This window comes from Actinacidiphila sp. bgisy167 (assembly GCF_057707665.1).
Genome location: NZ_JBYIQP010000006.1, coordinates 121,079 through 137,766 on the forward strand (window position 1 = coordinate 121,079; position 16,688 = coordinate 137,766).

Here is a 16,688-nt window from a genome sequence, read left to right on the forward strand (position 1 = left end):
TCGGATGTGCGGGTCCACCCCAGAATCCTATATGCCCCAGATTCATGCACTTGCGGACGATATGTAGACCGGGGTCGAGTGGGATGTGGTAACACATGGCTACGGCATGGGTACGGTACGCGGTCGAACTCCACTCGCCCGCCCTGCCGTTGTCCCTCGCGTGGGTGACACGGCACCATGGGACCCGGCACTTCCTGCGGGTTCGGCGCGTTGGGCAGTGCGGCACATCCCCGACCCACGGAAACGGCGACATGGTGACTACGGCGGTTGACGCGGCTCGCACGGACAGCGGGAGCCAGGAGTCCGCGGACGGACTCATCGGCGCGGGCAAGGCCTTCACCTGGCTGCTCGCGGTCTGCGGTGCGCTCGGCCTGCTCGCCTCGTGGGTCATCACGATCGACAAGTTCAAGCTGCTGGAGGACCCGAACTTCGTCCCCGGCTGCAGCCTGAACCCGATCATCTCCTGCGGCAACATCATGAAGAGCGAGCAGGCGGCGGCCTTCGGCTTCCCCAACCCGATGATCGGCATGGTCGCCTACCCCGTCGTCGTCGCTCTTGCCGTGGGGATGCTGGCCGGCGCCCGGTACCGCCGGTGGTTCTGGCTCGGACTGCAGGCCGGCACGCTCTTCGGCGTCTGCTTCGTGACGTGGCTGCAGTACCAGTCGCTGTACAACATCGGCTCGCTGTGCCTGTGGTGCTCGCTGGCCTGGGTCGTGACCATCGCGCTGTTCTGGTACACCCTCGTCCACAACCTCAAGCACCGGATCATCCCGGCGCCCGCCCGGGTCCGCGACCTCGTCCTGGAGTTCCACTGGGTCGTCCCCGTGCTCTGGTACGGGGTGATCGCGGTGGCGATCCTGACCCGCTGGTGGACGTACTGGAGCACCCTGATCTGACGGCGGCGCCGCGCTGTCGGCGCGGTGGCATAGGCTTCATTGCCGTGGAGCCCGACCTGTTCACCGCCGCCGCAGAGGAACGCCAGTCCAGGGAGCCCGGAGGCAGTCCGCTGGCCGTACGGATGCGCCCGCGCACCCTCGACGAGGTCGTGGGGCAGGGCCATCTGCTGCGCCCCGGCTCGCCGCTGCGGCGCCTGGTCGGCGAGGGCGGCGGCGGACCGGCGGGACCGTCCTCGGTGATCCTCTGGGGCCCGCCCGGCATCGGCAAGACGACCCTCGCCTACGTCGTCAGCCACGCCACCAAGAAGCGCTTCGTCGAGCTTTCGGCGATCACCGCGGGCGTCAAGGAGGTCCGCGCGGTCATCGAGAGCGCCAAGCGGGAGTCCGGCGGCTACGGCCGCGACACCGTGCTCTTCCTGGACGAGATCCACCGCTTCAGCAAGGCACAGCAGGACTCCCTGCTGCCCGCGGTGGAGAACCGCTGGGTCACCCTGATCGCCGCCACCACCGAGAACCCGTACTTCTCGGTCATCTCCCCGCTGCTGTCCCGGTCCCTCCTGCTCACTCTGGAGCCGCTGACCGACGACGACCTGCGCGGCCTGCTGCGCCGGGCGCTCACCGACGAGCGCGGCCTGAAGGGCGCGGTCACCCTGCCGGAGGACACCGAGGAGCACCTGCTGCGGATCGCCGGCGGGGACGCCCGCCGGGCGCTGACGGCCCTGGAGGCGGGCGCGGGCGCGGCCCTGGCCAAGGGGGAGCCGGAGATCTCCCTGAGCACCCTCGAGGAGACCGTCGACCGCGCCGCCGTGACCTACGACCGCGACGGCGACCAGCACTACGACGTGGCGAGCGCGCTGATCAAGTCCATCCGCGGCTCGGATGTGGACGCCGCCCTGCACTACCTGGCCCGCATGATCGAGGCGGGGGAGGACCCGCGGTTCATCGCCCGCCGCTTGATGATCTCCGCCAGCGAGGACATCGGCCTGGCCGACCCGACCGCGCTGCCCACGGCGGTTGCCGCCGCCCAGGCGGTGGCGATGATCGGCTTCCCGGAAGCCGCGCTGACCCTCAGCCACGCCACGATCGCGCTCGCCCTCGCCCCCAAGTCCAACGCGGCGACGACGGCCATCGGGGCCGCCCTGGCCGACGTACGCGCCGGCAAGGCCGGCCCGGTCCCGGCCCATCTGCGCGACAGTCACTACAAGGGCGCCGCGAAGCTCGGCCACGGCAAGGGCTACCAGTATCCGCACGATCTTCCCGGCGCCATCGCGGCCCAGCAGTACGCGCCGGACGAGATCCACGGTCGGCGCTATTACGAGCCGACCCGGTACGGGGCCGAGGCGCGGTACGCCGATGTGCTGGAGCGGGTCAGGGAGCGGCTGGCGGGGGAGTAGCCGGCCGTCGTGGGGTCAGCGCTCGCGTGCGGCGGCCTCGCGCGCGGCGTCGAAGAGCGTGTGCATGGCGCGGTGCAGGTCGGCGTGGCCGCGAATCGGCTCCAGGAACTCGAAGCGGGCGTCGAAGGTGCCGTCCGCGCCGGTGAAGCGCACCCGCAGGCCGAAGCGGTCCAGGGCGAGCGGCACCGCGGCGGTCGGTTCGCCGCGGCAGGCGCCGGCGCCTCCCGCAAGCGCGCACAGCCATCCCACCTGGTCGGCGTGGGCGGCCGCGAGGTGCTGCAGCAGGTCGGCCTCGTGGTCGACGAGGGGGTCGGGGCGGGCCGCGGCGAACTCGTCCGGCTCCACCGCCTCCGCGCCCCACAGGTCGTCCACCGACGCCTCGCCGACCTCCAGCCGCAGCAGCGCCTTCCCGGCAGGAGCCGGCAGGTCGCGCGCAGCGGTGAGCCAGCCCGCGATCCAGGCGCGGCCGCGGATGCGTCCCGGCACCGCGACCGGGGCGACGTCCGTGATGTCGAGCACAGCCGTGAGCTCGTCGTCCTCGGCGCGGGCGGCGGCCCTGACGGCGGGCGATTCCGCGGGAAGCAGCAGGAAGAGGTCCCCGTCCGCCCCGACGGTGCGCCCCTCGGGAACCATCAGTTCGGGGAGGTCGGGCACCAGGCCGGGAATCACCAGGATGGCGGAGGCGGTACTCTGTACGAGAGTTCGTGTGCGCTCGGCTGCTGACGGCAGTCGGGCGGTTTCATGCCCGTCGGGACGCGGCTGACCATGAGCTGATCGGACCTCCGTCATGTCGGCGCCCGCTGAGGCGTCGACGGCGCCCTGTGCGGCGCTGGCACTGTCTGTGATGCGCGTGGTGTTCCCAGGGCGCGACATACGATCTCCTTCGCTAAGGTAAGCCTTACCTAACTTACATGGAGGTCTGGGAAACGTGAACCAGTCGCGTCCCAAGGTCAAGAAGTCGCGTGCCCTCGGCATCGCCCTGACGCCGAAGGCCGTCAAGTACTTCGAGGCCCGTCCCTACCCGCCGGGCGAGCACGGCCGTGGCCGCAAGCAGAACAGTGACTACAAGGTCCGACTGCTGGAGAAGCAGCGTCTGCGCGCGCAGTACGACATCTCCGAGCGCCAGATGGTCCGCGCCTACGACCGCGCCCGCAAGGTCAGCGGCAAGACGGGCGAGGCCCTGATCGTCGAGCTCGAGCGCCGCCTGGACGCCCTCGTCCTGCGCGCCGGCCTGGCCCGCACCATCTACCAGGCCCGTCAGATGGTCGTCCACGGCCACATCGAGGTCAACGGCCACAAGGTCGACAAGCCGTCCTACCGCGTCGCCCCCGACGACGTCGTGATGGTCCGCGAGCGCTCCCGCTCCAAGACCCCGTTCCAGGTCGCCCGCGAGGGCGGCTGGGCCGGCGAGGGCGAGACCCCGAAGTACCTGCAGGTCAACCTGCAGGCGTTGGCCTTCCGCCTGGACCGCCTGCCGAACCGTCGTGAGGTCCCCGTGATCTGCGACGAGCAGCTCGTCGTCGAGTACTACGCTCGCTGACGCCTGCCGCACCCGGCGCGCACGTCAGCCCCGGCGCCCCGCTCTTCCGGCGGGGCGCCGGGGCTTTCGCGTTCCCCGCCCGAGGGCGACGCAGGGTGCGGGCCGATGAACGGAAGGTATGGCCGGGTCCGGTCGGGCGAGGACGGTCGCGGGCGGCACCGGCCCGCAACGCGGTACGGAGCGCGCCGCCTGTCGCGATAAGGTCGGTATCTGATCGGTACCTGGTGTGGCGCGGTGGATCCGAGGGAGTGGCGACGTGTCCGGTGGAGAGGTGGCCGGCCTCATCGTGGCCGTCTTCTGGGCGATCCTGGTGTCGTTCCTCGCCGTGGCACTCGTGCGTCTCGCCCAGGCTCTCCGTGAGGCCACCCGACTGGTGGCGGAGGTGACCGACCAGGCCGTGCCCTTGCTGGGCGAGGCCTCCGACGCGGTCCGCGCGGCCCACGCCCAGCTGGCCCGCGTGGACACCATCACCTCCGACGTCGCCGAGGTGACCGCCAACGCCTCCGCCCTGTCCACGACCGTCGCCTCCGCCTTCGGAGGCCCCCTCGTGAAGGTCGCGGCCTTCGGCTACGGCGTACGGCGCGCGGTCACCCTCCAGACCAAGGGCGCGGGCAAGAAGCGCACCGTGGTCGTCGGCCGGACGCTCCCGTCCGCCCGCAGCCGCAAACCAAGGGGCTGACCTGCATGTTCCGCCGTGCCTTCTGGTTCACCGCCGGTGCCGCAGCCGGGGTGTGGGCCACCAACAAGGTCCATCGCAAGATCCGCAGCCTGACCCCCGAAAGCCTCGCCGCGAAGGCGGCCGACAAGGCCCTCGAGGCCGGGGGCCGATTGCGCACCTTCGCGCAGGACGTCCGCGCCGGCATGGCCGAGCGCGAGGAACAGCTCAACGACGCACTGGGCCGCACGGCCCCCGACCTCGACATGCCGGCCCCGCGGCCGGCGATCTCGTACCACCACCGGAAGGACGAACACTGATGGAGTCGGCAGAAATCCGCCGCCGCTGGCTGCGTTTCTTCGAGGAGCGCGGGCACACCGTCGTGCCCTCGGCGTCGCTCATCGCCGACGACCCGACGCTCCTTCTGGTGCCCGCGGGCATGGTCCCGTTCAAGCCCTACTTCCTGGGCGAGGTCAAGCCGCCCTTCCCGCGCGCCACCAGCGTGCAGAAGTGCGTCCGCACGCCCGACATCGAAGAGGTCGGCAAGACCACGCGGCACGGCACGTTCTTCCAGATGTGCGGCAACTTCTCCTTCGGCGACTACTTCAAGGAAGGGGCCATCAAGCTCGCCTGGGAGCTGCTCACCACTCCCGTGGCGGACGGCGGTTACGGCCTCGACCCCGAGCGGCTGTGGATCACCGTCTACAAGGACGACGACGAGGCCGAGCGGATCTGGCGCGAGGTCGTGGGCGTGCCCGCCGAGCGCATCCAGCGTCTGGGCATGAAGGACAACTTCTGGTCCATGGGCGTCCCCGGGCCCTGTGGTCCGTGCTCCGAGATCAACTACGACCGCGGCCCCGAGTTCGGCGCCCCGGGCGGCCCCGCCGTCAACGACGAGCGGTACGTGGAGATCTGGAACCTCGTCTTCATGCAGTACGAGCGCGGGGAGGGCAGCGGCAAGGAGGAGTTCCCGATCCTCGGCGACCTGCCCGCCAAGAACATCGACACCGGCCTCGGTCTCGAGCGTCTCGCCATGATCCTGCAGGACGTGCAGAACATGTACGAGACCGACACCCTGCGCGCCGTCATCGACAAGGCCACCGAACTCACCGGCGTCGCCTATGGCGCCGCCCACGAGTCCGACGTCTCGCTGCGCGTCGTCGCCGACCACATGCGCACCTCGGTCATGCTCATCGGCGACGGCGTCACTCCCGGCAACGAGGGCCGCGGCTATGTGCTGCGCCGCATCATGCGCCGCGCCATCCGCAACATGCGGCTGCTCGGGGCCACGGACGCCGTTGTCGGGGACCTCGTGGACACCGTCATCAAGACGATGGGCCAGCAGTACCCGGAGCTCGTCGAGGACCGCAAGCGCATCGAGACGGTCGCCCTCGCCGAGGAGTCCCGCTTCCTCAAGACGCTGAAGGCCGGCACCAATGTGCTGGACACCGCCGTCACCGAGGCGAAGGCCGCCGGCTCCGGAGTGCTGCCCGGCGACAAGGCCTTCCTGCTCCACGACACCTGGGGCTTCCCGATCGACCTCACCCTCGAAATGGCCGCCGAGCAGGGTCTGTCGGTGGACGAGGACGGCTTCCGCCGCCTGATGAAGGAGCAGCGGGACCGCGCCAAGGCGGACGCCCTGGTGAAGAAGAGCGGCCATGTCGACATGTCGGCGTACCGTTCGATCGCCGACACGGCCGGCAGCACCGTCTTCACCGGCTACAGCGACAACGAGGGCGAGGCCAGCGTCGTCGGCCTGCTGGTCGACGGCGTCCCCTCGCCGGCCGCCAACGAGGGCGACGAGGTCGAGGTCATCCTGGACCGGACCCCCTTCTACGCCGAGGGCGGCGGCCAGCTCGCCGACACGGGCCGGATCCGCACCGACTCGGGCGCCGTCATCGAGGTCCGCGACGTGCAACAGCCCGTGCCGGGCGTCACCGTGCACAAGGGCAGCGTGCAGGTCGGCGAGGTGACCATCGGCTCCGGCGCGTTCGCCAAGATCGACCTCGGCCGCCGCCGGGCCATCGCCCGCGCCCACAGCGCCACCCACCTGACCCACCAGGCGCTGCGTGACGCCCTCGGCCCCACCGCCGCCCAGGCCGGTTCTGAGAACTCCCCTGGCCGCTTCCGCTTCGACTTCGGCTCGCCGGCCGCCGTGCCGGGAAGCGTGCTGACCGACGTCGAGCAGAAGATCAACGCCGTGCTCGCCCGGGAACTCGACGTCACCGCCGAGATCATGAGCATCGACGAGGCCAAGAAGCAGGGCGCCATCGCCGAGTTCGGCGAGAAGTACGGCGAGCGGGTGCGCGTCGTGACGATCGGCGACTACTCCAAGGAGCTCTGCGGCGGCACGCACGTCCACAACACCGCCCAGCTGGGCCTGGTGAAGCTCCTCGGCGAGTCCTCGATCGGCTCCGGCGTGCGCCGGGTCGAGGCCCTGGTCGGCGTGGACGCCTACAACTTCCTGGCCCGTGAGCACACGGTCGTCGCCCAACTCCAGCAGCTGGTCAAGGGCCGTCCGGAGGAGCTCCCGGAGAAGATCTCCGGCATGCTCGCCAAGCTCAAGGAGGCCGAGAAGGAGATCGAGCGCTTCCGCGCCGAGAAGGTCCTGCAGGCCGCCGCGGGCCTCGCCGAGTCCGCCGAGGACATCAAGGGCGTCGCCGTGGTGACCGGTCAGGTCCCGGACGGCACCGGCGCCGACGACCTGCGCAAGCTCGTGCTGGACGTCCGCCAGCGGATCGGCGGCGGCCGCGCCGCCGTCGTGGCCCTGTTCGCCGTGGCGGGCGACCGCCCGCTGACCGTCATCGCCACCAACGAGGCGGCCCGTGAGCGCGGCCTGAAGGCCGGCGAGCTCGTCCGCACCGCCGCCAAGACCCTGGGTGGCGGCGGTGGCGGCAAGCCGGACGTCGCCCAGGGCGGCGGCCAGAACGCCGACGCGGTCGGCGAGGCCATCGCCGCCGTGCAGCGTCTGGTCGCCGAGACGGCCTGAGGCCGGCGATGCGCAGGGGTCGCAGGATCGCGATCGACGTCGGGGACGCCCGCATCGGGGTCGCCTCGTGCGACCCCGACGGGCTGATCGCCACACCCGTCGAGACGGTGCCCGGCCGGGACGTCCCGGCCGCGCGCCGCCGGATCGCGCAGATCGTCGAGGAGTACGAGCCGATCGAGGTTCTGGTCGGCCTGCCCCGCTCGCTCAACGGGCGGGAGGGGCTGGCCGCGGCCAAGGCCCGCGGCTTCGCCCAGGATGTGGCGCAGATCATATCCCCGGTTCCGGTGCGCCTGGTGGACGAGCGGATGACCACCGTGACGGCGACGCAGGGCCTGCGCGCATCGGGCGTCAAGGCGAAGAAGGGACGTTCCGTCGTCGATCAGGCGGCGGCCGTGGTCATCCTGCAGAGCGCGCTCGAGACCGAACGGGTGTCTGGTAAAGAACCGGGTGAGAGCGTCGAACCGCTTATCTGATCGCGGTACGGTAACGTTCCGCGCAGCACGGTGCCACCACAGTGAGAAACGTGGGTGCGGGCGGTGGGACCCGCCCGCGCCGATCAAGCGCCGGCCTGCTGCCGCCTCACCGAACCGTAGGGGATCGATGACTGACTATGGCCGGAGCCCGGGCTCCGAAGCATGGCACCCCGAAGACCCTCTCTTCGGTGATCAATGGGCGCAGCAGCAGCACCTTCAGCAACAACAACAACAGCAGCAGCAGCAACAACAGCAGCAGCAGCAGCAGCAGCAGCAGTATTCCCAGTACCAGCAGCAATCCCAGCACCCTCAGCACCAACAGCACCCCCAGCAGCAACAGCACCCTCAGTACCAGCAGCAGGGTGGCTGGGACCCGTACGGCAGCACCGGTCAGCAGCAGCACCCGTACGACCCTCAGCAGCAGCAGTACGACTCCTGGGGCGCCCCGGCGGGCTACGGCCACGACGGCTACGGCGGCCAGCAGCAGCCCGACTACTACGGGCAGGACGGGTACCCGCCGCCGCAGCGGCCCGACCAGCGGCATCCGGAACAGCAGCAGTACCAGCAGGCCCACCAGCCGCAGCAGGCGCAACACCAGTCGCTGCAACAGCAGCAGGCCCAGCGCTCCCGACCGGTCGAGCAGGACGCCCCCTTGTGGGACGACGAGGCGGGCGCCGCCGACGACCACTCCTTCTTCTCCGGCGCGGACGACGACGAGGAGGACGAGCCGCAGTCCGGCCGCAACGACCGGCGCGGCCGCGCGGGCAAGGGCGGCAAGGGCGGGACGGGCGGCAAGAAGCGGCGCTCCGGCGTGGCGTGCCTCGTGGTGCTGGTCGTCCTCGGCGGCGGCATCGCGGGCGGCGGCTGGTTCGGCTACCGCTACTACCAGAGCAACTTCGGCCCGCCGCCGGACTTCGCGGGGCAGGGCAGCGGCGAGGTCCAGATCGAGGTCCCGCAGGGCGCGAGCGGCATCCAGATCGGCAACATCCTCAAGCGGGCCGGCGTGGTCAAGAGCGTCGACGCCTTCACCACGGCTGTAGCCAACAACCCCAAGGGCGGCACCATCCAGGCGGGCGTCTATGTGCTGCACAAGGAGATGTCGGCCTCCAGTGCCGTGACGATGATGCTCGACCCCAAGTCGCAGAACGTCCTGATCATCGCTGAGGGCCTGCGCGACACGCAGATCTACCAGATGATCGACGCCAAGCTGGGCCTCGACAAGGGCGCCACGGCCAAGGTCGCGAAGGAGCAGGTGGACTCGTTGGGGCTGCCCGAGTGGGCGGACGACGGCCCCGCGATCTCGGATCCCTTGGAGGGTTTCCTCTTCCCCTCGCGGTACAGCGTCGGCAAGGACTCCAAACCCGTGGACCTCCTCAAGCAGATGGTCAAGCGGGCCAACGCGGAGTACACCAGGGACGACCTGGTGAACCAGGCGAAGAAGGTGGGGATGACGCCGCACGAGGTCGTCACCATCGCCAGTCTGGTGCAGGCCGAGGCGAAGGAGGACCACGAGTTCGGGAAGGTCTCGCGGGTCATCTACAACCGGCTGGACGAGTACATGCCACTGGGATTCGACTCGACCATCAACTACGCCAAGGGCCGGAGCACCCTCAACACCTCCAAGGCCGACACCAGGGACCCGTCGCCGTACAACACGTACAACCACAAGGGCCTGCCGCCAGGTCCGATCGGGAACCCCGGGCACCAGGCCGTCGACGCGGCACTCCACCCGACGAAGGGCGACTGGTTGTTCTTCGTGACGGTCAAGCCGGGTGACACGCGCTTCACGAAGAGCCAGGCCGAGCACGACAAGAACGTCGAGGAGTTCAACCGGTACCAGCGGGAGCACGGCGGCTGATGAGCGACGGAACGCGCGCGGCGGTCCTCGGGTCGCCGATCGCGCACTCCCTGTCCCCGGTGCTGCACCGCGCCGCCTACGCGGAACTCGGCCTGACCGACTGGACGTACGGCCGCTTCGAGGTCGACGAGGCCGCGCTGCCCGGCTTCCTGGCCGGGCTCGCCGAAAGCGGCGAGCGGTGGGCCGGTCTCTCGCTGACCATGCCCCTGAAGCGGGCGGTCATCCCGCTGCTCGACGAGATCAGCGACACCGCCTCAGCCGTGGAGGCCGTCAACACCCTGGTCCTGACCGAGGACGGCCGCCGCGTGGGCGACAACACCGACATCCCGGGCATGGTGGCGGCGCTGCGCGAGCGCGGTGTCGGACGCGTCGGCTCCGCCGCCGTCCTCGGCGCGGGGGCGACCGCCTCCTCGGCGCTGGCCGCGCTGGCGCAGATCTGCGACGGGGAGGTCACCGCGTACGTGCGCAGCGAAACCCGCGCCGCCGAGATGCGGCAGTGGGGCGAGCGGCTCGGGGTGGCCGTGCGGACGGCCGAGTGGAAGGACGCCGCCGAGGCCCTCACCGCGCCCCTGGTGATCTCCACGACACCGGCGGGCACCGCGGACGCGCTTGCCGCCGCCGTGCCGCAGCGGCCCGGCACCCTCTTCGACGTGCTGTACGACCCGTGGCCCACCGCACTGTCCTCTGCGTGGGCGGGGCGCGGCGGGGCCGTCGTCGGGGGGCTCGACCTGCTGGTGCACCAGGCGGTGCTGCAGGTGGAGCTGATGACCGGCCGCGGCCCAGCCCCCCTGGCCGCCATGCGGGCGGCCGGAGAGGCGGCGCTGCACCGCTCCTGAGCGGCTTCGGGAAGCCCACGGCGCCGTCCGTCCAGCGGACCGCGCGCCGCCTACGCCGCCGGACGTGCGAGGATCGGATAACGCACGGATGGTCCGGTCCGCCCCACGGCGCCCGGGCGATGATGAAGGAGCGAGCACCGTTGAGCAGGTTGCGCTGGCTGACCGCGGGGGAGTCGCACGGCCCCGCACTCGTCGCGACGCTGGAGGGTCTCCCCTCCGGTGTGCCGATCACCACCGAGATGGTGGCGGAGCACCTCGCGCGGCGGCGGCTCGGCTATGGCCGCGGTGCCCGGATGACGTTCGAGCAGGACCAGGTCACCTTCCTCGGCGGAGTGCGCCACGGTCTCACCCTCGGCTCCCCGGTCGCGATTATGGTGGGGAACACCGAGTGGCCCAAGTGGGAGCAGGTCATGGCGGCCGATCCGGTGGACCCCGAGGTCCTCGCCGGGCTCGCCCGCAACGCCCCGCTGACCCGGCCGCGCCCCGGCCACGCCGACCTCGCCGGCATGCAGAAGTACGGCTTCGACGAGGCCCGGCCGATCCTGGAGCGCGCCTCCGCCCGTGAGACCGCCGCCCGCGTCGCCCTCGGCGCGGTGGCCCGCTCCTACCTCAAGGAGACGGCCGGCATCGAGATCGTCTCCCATGTGGTGGAGCTCGCCGCGGCCAAGGCCCCGCACGGCGTGTACCCCACCCCCGAGGATGTCGAGCGGCTCGACGCCGACCCCGTGCGCTGCCTGGACGCCGACGCGAGCAAGCGGATGGTCGCCGAGATCGACCAGGCCCACAAGGACGGCGACACGCTCGGCGGTGTCGTCGAGGTGCTCGCCTACGGTGTGCCGGTCGGCCTCGGCAGCCACGTGCACTGGGACCGCCGGCTGGACGCCCGGCTGGCCGCCGCCCTCATGGGCATCCAGGCCATCAAGGGCGTCGAGGTCGGTGACGGCTTCGACCTCGCCCGCGTCCCCGGCTCCAAGGCGCACGACGAGATCGTGTCCACCGAGGACGGCATCCGCCGCTCCACCGGCCGCTCGGGAGGCACAGAGGGGGGCCTGACGACCGGCGAACTGCTGCGGGTACGGGCCGCGATGAAGCCCATCGCCACCGTGCCGCGCGCTCTGGCCACCGTGGACGTGGCCACCGGCGAGGCCGCCCACGCCCACCACCAGCGCTCCGACGTCTGCGCCGTCCCGGCCGCGGGCATCGTCGCCGAGGCGATGGTCGCCCTGGTCCTGGCCGACGCGGTCGCGGAGAAGTTCGGCGGGGACAGCGTCACCGAGACCCGCCGCAACGTGCGCGGCTACCTCGAGAACCTGGCGATCCGGTGAGCGCGCCGGTCGTCGTCCTGGTGGGCCCGATGGGGGTCGGCAAGACCACCGTCGGCGAACTGCTCGCCCAGCGGCTGGGCACGACCTGCCGCGACACCGACGCGGACATCGTCGAGGCCGAGGGCCGGTCGATCGCGGACATCTTCGTCGAGGACGGAGAGGAGCACTTCCGCGCGCTGGAGGCGGAAGCCGTCCGTGTGGCGCTCGCCGAGCACCGGGGCGTGCTCGCGCTCGGCGGCGGCGCGATCCTCGACGAGCGCATCCGCCGGCTCCTTACCGGGCTGCCCGTGGTCTTTCTCGACATGGACGTCGCCGAGGCGGTCAAGCGCGTCGGCCTCGACACCGCCCGACCCCTGCTCGCCGTCAACCCGCGGCGGCAGTGGCGCGAGCTGATGGAGGCGCGCCGCCCGCTGTACACCGAGGTCGCCCGCGCCGTGGTCGAGACGGGAGCCCGGACCCCCGAGGACGTCGCGGAGGCCGTCCTGGACGCACTGGAGCTGAAGAACGCATGACGGAGAACGCCGCCCACACCCCCGTCCGCATCCGGGTCGGGGGCAGTGAGGGCACTGAGCAGTACGAGGTGCTGGTCGGCCGGCAACTGCTCGGCGAGCTGCCCGGCATGATCGGGGACAAGGCGGCCCGGGTCGCCGTCATCCACCCCGAGGCCCTGGAGGCCACCGGCCAGGCGCTGCGCGAGGACCTTGCGGAGCAGGGCTACGAGGCCGTCGCCATCCAGGTGCCCAACGCCGAGGAGGCCAAGACCGCCGAGGTCGCGGCGTACTGCTGGCGGGCGCTCGGCCAGTCGGGATTCACCCGGACGGATGTCGTCGTCGGCGTCGGCGGCGGCGCCACCACCGATCTCGCCGGGTTCGTCGCGGCGACGTGGCTGCGCGGGGTCCGATGGGTCGCCGTGCCGACCACCGTGCTCGGCATGGTGGACGCCGCGGTCGGTGGCAAGACCGGCGTCAACACCGCCGAGGGCAAGAACCTCGTCGGCGCCTTCCATCCGCCCGCCGGGGTGCTCTGCGACCTCGCGGCCCTGGAGTCGCTGCCGGTCAACGACTACGTCAGCGGACTCGCCGAGATCATCAAGGCGGGATTCATCGCCGACCCGGTGATCCTGGACCTGATCGAACAGGATCCGGCCGCCGCCCGCGGTCCCGGAGGCCCGCACACGGCCGAGCTGATCGAGCGCGCCATCCGCGTCAAGGCCGAGGTGGTCTCGGCCGACCTCAAGGAGTCGGGCCCGCGCGAGATCCTCAACTACGGCCACACGCTGGGCCACGCCATCGAGAAGAACGAGCGCTACAACTGGCGGCACGGCGCCGCCGTCTCCATCGGCATGGTCTTCGCCGCCGAACTCGGCCGCCTCGCCGGCCGGCTGGACGACGCCACCGCCGACCGCCACCGCTCCGTCCTGGAGTCCGTCGGCCTGCCGCTGACCTACCGCGGCGACCAGTGGCCGCGGCTGCTGGAGACGATGAAGGTGGACAAGAAGTCCCGTGCCGACCGGCTGCGCTTCATCGTCCTGGACGGCCTCGCCAAGCCGACCGTCCTCGAGGCTCCCGACCCCGGGGTGCTCCTCGCCGCCTATGCGGAGGTCTCCTCGTAGCCGCCGCCACGAGTGCGGGACCGCGGTTTCCGGACAGCCGGGCACCTTGGGGGGTGCCCGGCCGTTCACACAACTGCGGTCGCCCACGGTACCGTTCGGTCGGACCTGAAAGCTCTCGTACGGACGGAGTGGCTTCGATGCAGCATCCCGTGGGTGCGCCGCTGCCGCCACCGCGCGGTGGGCAACAGGGGGCGCAGCCAGGGCTCCCGCCGCAGCCTCCGGGCACCACCGGCCACTTCCCCATGGCTACGGGGGCTCCCGTGCAGCACCCGGTCCAGCCGCCCCCTCAGACGGCCGGCAGCGGCGGCGCTCCGCTGCCCCCCACCGCGCCCGGTCCCGGCCCGGTCGCCGTCCTGCTGATCGGCGCGGCCGGCGCGGGCAAGACGACCATCGCCCGGCACTGGGCGGACCACCGGGGCGCGCCGACCGCCCACATCAGCCTGGACGACGTCCGCGAGTGGGTCCGCTCCGGTTTCGCCGACCCGCAGTCCGGCTGGAACGACAACTCCGAGGCGCAGTACCGCCTCGCGCGCCGCACCTGCGGCTTCGCGGCCCGCAACTACCTGGCCAACGGCATCTCCTGCATCATCGACGACGCGGTCTTCCCCGACCGTCCGGTCGTCGGCCTCGGCGGCTGGAAGCGGCACGTCGGGCCGGGCCTGCTGCCCGTCGTCCTGCTGCCCGGCCTCGACGTCGTGCTGGCCCGCAACGCCCGGCGCAGCGGCAACCGGCGGCTGTCGGACGAGGAGGTGGCCCGCATCCACGGCCGCATGGCCGGCTGGTACGGCTCCGGGCTGCCGATCATCGACAACTCGCACCTCGACGTGGCCGCTGCCGCCGCCGCGCTGGACAGCGTGGTCACCCGCAGCCTCCTGGGCCCGCCCGCCCGATAGCCCCCGCCCGGCAGCCGCCGCACGGCAGCTCTCGACAGGCCGACCGGCGGACCGCGACGTACGCTCGCCACATGTCCGAGGTGCACGCTGCCCGCAGGGAACGCCTCCGGGACCGGTGCGCGGCGGCCGGATCGGCGGCGGCGCTGGTCTCCCGTCCCGCCAACATCCGCTATCTGACGGGCTGCGCCCCGCCGGGGACCGTCCTGCTGGTGGGACCGGGGCCCGAGGACGTGCTCGTCCACCCCCGTCATCCGTCCGGCGACCTGGCCGAGGGCCGGCTCCCGGACGACGTACGGGCTGTCGTCCTGCCCGGCCCCGAGGGCGATCCGGCGGTGACCGCCGCCGCCCTGGCTGCGGAACGCAGGGCGGAGGCCCTGGCCGTCGAGGAGCACCACCTCACCGTCGCGCGGCACCGCGCGGTGGGCGGAGCGGCCCCCGGGGTCCGTCTGCGCGACCTCGGCTCGGCTGTGGAACAGCTCCGGCTGGTCAAGGACGAGCAGGAGATCTCCGCGCTGCGGATCGCCGCCGAGATCGCCGACCAGGCGCTCAGCGAACTGCTGGAGTCGATCCTGGTGGGCCGCACCGAACGGCACCTGGCCCTGGAGCTGGAGCGCCGCCTCATCGACCACGGGGCCGACGGGCCGGCCTTCCCGACCTGCGTGGGCACCGGCCCCCACTCGGGCGCCGCGCGCCATCTGCCCACCGACCGGCGCGTCGAGGAGGGCGACTTCCTCACGGTCTGCCTCGGTGCCTGCTACCGCGGCTACCGCTGCGAGGTGGGGCGCACCTTCGTCATCGGCACCACGCCCGCGGACTGGCAGATCGAGCTGTACGACCTGGTCTTCGCGGCCCAGCGGGCCGGACGCGAGGCCCTCGCGCCCGGCGCCGCCTGCCGCGACGTCGACCGCGCGGCGCGCCATGTGCTGGAGTCCGGAGGCCACGGCGAGGCGCTGGGGGAGAGCACCGGACACGGTGTCGGACTGGAGATCGGCGAGGACCCTCGGTTGTGCCCCTCGGCCATGGGTAAACTGGACGCTTGCGTGCCGGTCACCGTCGAACCGGGGGTCCACATCCCGGGCCGCGGCGGTGTCCGGATCGACGACACACTCGTCGTTCGTCCACCGGCGGACGGCGGGCCCGAGCTACTCACCATCACGACCAAGGAGCTGCTCGCCCTGTAGAGGGCGGCCGCGGTTCCCGGTCCCCGAAGCAGCAGTGCAGGAGATTCCGCAACCGTGGCCACCACGAACGACCTCAAGAACGGCCTCGTGCTCAAGCTCGACGGCGGCCAGCTCTGGTCCGTCGTCGAGTTCCAGCACGTCAAGCCCGGCAAGGGCCCCGCCTTCGTCCGTACGAAGCTCAAGAACGTGCTCTCCGGAAAGGTCGTCGACAAGACCTTCAACGCCGGCGTGAAGGTCGAGACGGCCAACGTCGACAAGCGGGGGATGCAGTTCTCCTACAAGGACGGCGAGAGCTTCGTGTTCATGGACATGGACACGTACGACCAGGTCTACATCGCTCCCGAGGTCGTCGGTGACGCGGCCCGCTTCCTCCTGGAGGGCTTCGAGGCGGTCGTCGCCATGTACGAGGGCTCGCCCCTCTACATCGAGCTCCCGGCCGCGGTCGAGCTGGTCATCGAGTACACCGAGCCCGGTGTGCAGGGCGACCGCTCCACCGGCGGCACCAAGCCCGCCAAGCTGGAGACCGGCTACGAGATCGGCGTCCCGCTCTTCATCACCACCGGTGAGAAGATCAAGGTCGACACCCGCTCGGGTGAGTACCTCGGCCGGGTGACCAGCTAACCGTGGCTGCTCGTAACAAGGCCCGCAAGCGCGCCTTCCAGATCCTCTTCGAGGCGGAGCAGCGGGGTGTCGATCCCACGACCGCCATGGCGGACTGGATCAGGCTCGCCCGGACCGACGACCGGCAGCCGCCGGTCAGCGAATACACGATGCAGCTCGTCGAGGGGTACGCTGAGCACGCCAGGCGCATCGACGAACTGCTGTCGAAGCACGCCGTGGGCTGGACGCTCGACCGGATGCCGGTGGCCGACCGGAACATCCTGCGGCTCGGCGCCTACGAGCTGATCTGGGAGGACGCCGTCCCCGACGCCGTCGTCCTGGACGAGGCCGTGCAGCTGGCCAAGGAATTCTCCACGGACGACTCCCCGTCGTTCGTGAACGGCCTGCTGGCCCGCCTCAAGGAGCTGAAGCCCGG

Annotated in this window: 18 protein-coding genes; 16 read left to right on the forward strand and 2 right to left on the reverse strand. The window is 71.5% G+C overall.

What is annotated here, in order from left to right:
• Positions 1–251: 251 nt before the first annotated feature.
• Positions 252–896 carry a vitamin K epoxide reductase family protein gene (locus AC3ET4_RS04195; protein WP_431945992.1) on the forward strand — a complete coding sequence of 215 codons (645 nt, stop codon included), beginning with the start codon at positions 252–254 and terminating at the stop codon, positions 894–896.
• A 44-nt stretch (positions 897–940) separates the two neighbouring features.
• Positions 941–2,290, forward strand: coding sequence for a replication-associated recombination protein A (locus AC3ET4_RS04200; protein ID WP_431945994.1), 1,350 nt, complete (start codon positions 941–943; stop codon positions 2,288–2,290).
• A gap of 15 nt (positions 2,291–2,305) precedes the next feature.
• Here the strand turns inward: AC3ET4_RS04200 and AC3ET4_RS04205 are convergent, their stop codons facing one another.
• Positions 2,306–3,019, reverse strand: coding sequence for a DUF2470 domain-containing protein (locus AC3ET4_RS04205; RefSeq protein ID WP_431946040.1), 714 nt, complete (start codon positions 3,017–3,019; stop codon positions 2,306–2,308).
• A 199-nt stretch (positions 3,020–3,218) separates the two neighbouring features.
• Here AC3ET4_RS04205 and rpsD point away from each other — a divergent pair, with 199 nt between their 5' ends.
• From rpsD to ruvX, 5 genes are all read left to right on the forward strand, one after another.
• Complete coding sequence (gene rpsD, locus AC3ET4_RS04210) at positions 3,219–3,830, forward strand: 30S ribosomal protein S4 (RefSeq protein ID WP_431945996.1); 612 nt, start codon at positions 3,219–3,221, stop codon at positions 3,828–3,830.
• A 256-nt stretch (positions 3,831–4,086) separates the two neighbouring features.
• Positions 4,087–4,509 (forward strand): DUF948 domain-containing protein, encoded by a 423-nt coding sequence (locus AC3ET4_RS04215; protein ID WP_431945998.1) that lies wholly within the window; start codon positions 4,087–4,089, stop codon positions 4,507–4,509.
• Positions 4,510–4,514: 5 nt separating this feature from the next.
• A complete protein-coding gene (locus AC3ET4_RS04220; protein ID WP_431946000.1) occupies positions 4,515–4,805 on the forward strand; it encodes a DUF6167 family protein in 291 nt (96 codons plus the stop codon).
• The gene (alaS, locus tag AC3ET4_RS04225; RefSeq protein ID WP_431946002.1) at positions 4,805–7,474 is read left to right on the forward strand and encodes an alanine--tRNA ligase; all 2,670 of its coding nucleotides are present in this window, start codon (positions 4,805–4,807) and stop codon (positions 7,472–7,474) included. The genes AC3ET4_RS04220 and alaS overlap by 1 nt, the downstream gene beginning before the upstream one ends.
• A gap of 8 nt (positions 7,475–7,482) precedes the next feature.
• The gene (ruvX, locus tag AC3ET4_RS04230) at positions 7,483–7,947 is read left to right on the forward strand and encodes a Holliday junction resolvase RuvX (RefSeq protein WP_431946004.1); all 465 of its coding nucleotides are present in this window, start codon (positions 7,483–7,485) and stop codon (positions 7,945–7,947) included.
• A 106-nt stretch (positions 7,948–8,053) separates the two neighbouring features.
• On the opposite strand, the gene AC3ET4_RS04235 is transcribed toward ruvX, so the two are convergent.
• On the reverse strand, positions 8,054–8,635 hold the full coding sequence (locus tag AC3ET4_RS04235) for a hypothetical protein (protein WP_431946006.1): 582 nt from the start codon (positions 8,633–8,635) through the stop codon (positions 8,054–8,056).
• Between AC3ET4_RS04235 and mltG the strand changes: the two genes are divergently transcribed.
• The 9 genes from mltG to nusB form a co-directional block, all read left to right on the forward strand.
• Positions 8,600–9,805 (forward strand): endolytic transglycosylase MltG, encoded by a 1,206-nt coding sequence (gene mltG, locus AC3ET4_RS04240; protein WP_431946008.1) that lies wholly within the window; start codon positions 8,600–8,602, stop codon positions 9,803–9,805. The two genes, AC3ET4_RS04235 and mltG, sit on opposite strands and share 36 nt — an antisense overlap.
• Positions 9,805–10,641, forward strand: coding sequence for a shikimate dehydrogenase (locus AC3ET4_RS04245; RefSeq protein WP_431946010.1), 837 nt, complete (start codon positions 9,805–9,807; stop codon positions 10,639–10,641). The genes mltG and AC3ET4_RS04245 overlap by 1 nt, the downstream gene beginning before the upstream one ends.
• A 140-nt stretch (positions 10,642–10,781) precedes the next feature.
• Complete coding sequence (gene aroC / locus AC3ET4_RS04250; RefSeq protein WP_431946012.1) at positions 10,782–11,966, forward strand: chorismate synthase; 1,185 nt, start codon at positions 10,782–10,784, stop codon at positions 11,964–11,966.
• Positions 11,963–12,478, forward strand: a complete 516-nt coding sequence (locus AC3ET4_RS04255) for a shikimate kinase (RefSeq protein WP_431946014.1) — start codon at positions 11,963–11,965, stop codon at positions 12,476–12,478. The genes aroC and AC3ET4_RS04255 overlap by 4 nt, the downstream gene beginning before the upstream one ends.
• Complete coding sequence (gene aroB, locus AC3ET4_RS04260; protein WP_431946016.1) at positions 12,475–13,578, forward strand: 3-dehydroquinate synthase; 1,104 nt, start codon at positions 12,475–12,477, stop codon at positions 13,576–13,578. Before AC3ET4_RS04255 ends, aroB begins: the two co-directional genes overlap by 4 nt.
• 137 nt (positions 13,579–13,715) lie before the next feature.
• Positions 13,716–14,471 carry an AAA family ATPase gene (locus AC3ET4_RS04265; RefSeq protein ID WP_431946018.1) on the forward strand — a complete coding sequence of 252 codons (756 nt, stop codon included), beginning with the start codon at positions 13,716–13,718 and terminating at the stop codon, positions 14,469–14,471.
• A gap of 71 nt (positions 14,472–14,542) precedes the next feature.
• Positions 14,543–15,652 (forward strand): M24 family metallopeptidase, encoded by a 1,110-nt coding sequence (locus tag AC3ET4_RS04270; RefSeq protein ID WP_431946020.1) that lies wholly within the window; start codon positions 14,543–14,545, stop codon positions 15,650–15,652.
• Between the two features lie 54 nt (positions 15,653–15,706).
• Complete coding sequence (gene efp, locus AC3ET4_RS04275) at positions 15,707–16,273, forward strand: elongation factor P (RefSeq protein ID WP_431946022.1); 567 nt, start codon at positions 15,707–15,709, stop codon at positions 16,271–16,273.
• A gap of 2 nt (positions 16,274–16,275) precedes the next feature.
• Positions 16,276–16,688, forward strand: a 413-nt coding sequence (gene nusB / locus AC3ET4_RS04280) for a transcription antitermination factor NusB (RefSeq protein ID WP_431946024.1), incomplete at its 3' end; no start/stop codon positions are given.